Annotated in this window: 3 protein-coding genes; 2 read left to right on the top strand and 1 reads right to left on the bottom strand. The window is 65.3% G+C overall.

Features of this window, described 5'->3' with window-relative positions; translation table 11 throughout:
* Window positions 1–1061: argininosuccinate synthase (locus AC6RA4_RS25035; RefSeq protein WP_500164963.1), on the bottom strand; the 1061-nt coding region annotated here is incomplete at its 3' end.
* Between the two features lie 129 nt (window positions 1062–1190).
* On the opposite strand from AC6RA4_RS25035, the gene AC6RA4_RS25030 reads away from it, so the two are divergent.
* Both AC6RA4_RS25030 and AC6RA4_RS25025 read left to right on the top strand, forming a co-directional pair.
* The gene (locus AC6RA4_RS25030) at window positions 1191–1931 is read left to right on the top strand and encodes a hypothetical protein (RefSeq protein ID WP_500164961.1); all 741 of its coding nucleotides are present in this window, start codon (window positions 1191–1193) and stop codon (window positions 1929–1931) included.
* 37 nt (window positions 1932–1968) lie between these two features.
* Window positions 1969–2160: pyridoxal-phosphate dependent enzyme (locus AC6RA4_RS25025; protein WP_500164965.1), on the top strand; the 192-nt coding region annotated here is incomplete at its 3' end.

Raw genomic sequence — 2160 nt, 5'->3', positions numbered from 1 at the left:
GTGCGGGCGACACCCTTGTAGAGCTTGAGACGGACGGTGCCGGTCACGTGCTCCTGGCTCTTGTCGATCAGCGCCTGCAGCATCTCGCGCTCGGGCGAGAACCAGAAGCCGTTATAGATCAGCTCGGCATAGCGCGGCATGATCGAATCCTTGAGGTGGCCGGAGCCGGAATCGAGGGTGATCTGCTCGATGCCGCGATGCGCCTCGAGCAGCACGGTGCCGCCCGGGGTCTCGTAGATGCCGCGGGACTTCATGCCGACGAAGCGGTTCTCCACCAGGTCTAGCACGCCGATGCCGTGCTTGCCACCGAGCTCGTTGAGCTTGGTCAGGATCGTCGCGGGCGACATCGCCTCGCCGTTGATCGACACCGCGTCGCCCTTCTCGAAACCGATTTCGATGAACTCGGGCTCATCGGGCGCCTGCTCCACCGGCACGGTGCGCTGCAGCACGTAGTCGGGCGCCTCGTCGGCCGGGTTCTCGAGCACCTTGCCCTCGGAGGAGGTGTGCAGGAGGTTGGCATCGACCGAGAACGGCGCCTCGCCGCGCTTGTCCTTGGCGATCGGGATCTGGTTCTTCTCGGCGAAGTCGATCAGGCGGGTCCGCGAGGTGAGGTCCCACAGGCGCCAGGGTGCGATCACCTTGATCTCGGGGTTGAGCGCGTAGCAGGCCAGCTCGAAGCGCACCTGGTCATTGCCCTTGCCGGTGGCGCCGTGAGCGACCGCGTCGGCGCCCTCGGCGGCGGCGATCTCGACCAGCCGCTTGGAGATCAGCGGGCGCGCGATCGAGGTGCCCAGCAGGTAGAGCCCCTCGTAAAGCGCGTTGGCCCGGAACATCGGGAAGACGAAATCGCGCACGAACTCCTCTCGGAGATCCTCGATATAGACCTTGGACACGCCCAGCATCTCTGCCTTCTTGCGGGCGGGTTCGAGTTCCTCTCCCTGACCGAGATCGGCGGTGAAGGTGACGACCTCACAGCCATACTCCACCTGGAGCCATTTCAGGATGATCGAGGTGTCGAGGCCACCGGAATAGGCCAGGACGACTTTCTTGGGCGCGGACATCGGGTTTTCCTCACGTGCAAACTGGAGCGCGGGTTACCGCCTTTTCGACGCAGGGGCAAGGATCGGGCGTTGACGCCCCCTCGGGCTGTGCTAGCCCTGCCGGGGTGAGGCGAAAACACAGGCGGTGCCATGGGCTGGACGATCTTCATGCATTCGGTGCGGATGGTGCTGGACAATCTCGGCCCGGCGCTGCGCGTGTCGGCGGTGCTGTACCTGCTGCAGGCGGCGTCGCAGATCCTGACCTTCATGATGCCGCAGGCCGATCCGGTCAGCGGCGATCCCGCCGCGGCCCCGGTGGCGGCCGGAGAATTGCTGATCCTGATGACACTTGCGCTGGTGGCGAGCCTTTGGATCGCCGTCGGCTGGCACCGGTTCGTGCTGACCGGAGAGACCCCGCGCGGCTGGCTGCCCGCGTGGCACGGATCGGAGATCCTGAGCTATCTCGGCCGCTCCATCGTCATCGGCCTTCTGATCGGGCTCGGCATCGCGGTGATCGGCGGGCTGGCGATGGGGGTGGCGATGGCCGCGCCGGGGCTGGTTGGCCTCGTGGCCTTCGGTCTCGTCGGGTTGGCGAGCTACGTGTTTTTCCGCATCGGGTTGATCCTGCCGGCTGCCGCGCTGGGCGAGACACTGAGCCTTGGCGAATCGTGGCAGGCCACCAAGAAGGACGACAAGGCGATCCTTGTGCTGGCGCTGATCGTGATGGGTGGACAGTTCCTGATCAGCGTGCCGGCGATGATCGATGGCGACAGCAGCTCGGTGATCAGCCTGATCTATTCCATCGTGATCAACTGGTTCGCGACGATGATCGGCATTTCGGTGCTGACCACGCTTTACGGGTATTTTGTCGAGGGGCGGTCGCTCGACTAGGCTTGCCTTGTCCGGGGCGATGCGCCAACTCTCGGCCATGGACAGCTTTCAAGACAAGGCCCGCGCCGCCGCGATGGCGATGCGCGAGGTTTTCCCCGAGACACCGCTTCTTCGCAACGCCCATCTCAGCGAGCGCTTCGGCGCCGATGTCTGGCTCAAGCGCGAGGATCTGAGCCCAGTGCGCAGCTACAAGCTGCGCGGCGCCTTCAACGCCATGCGCAAGCGGCCC

The sequence above is a fragment of the Salipiger sp. genome, from assembly GCF_059781815.1.
The sequence above is the reverse complement of the archived record's forward strand: the minus strand, read 5'-3'. Positions and strand labels throughout refer to the sequence as shown.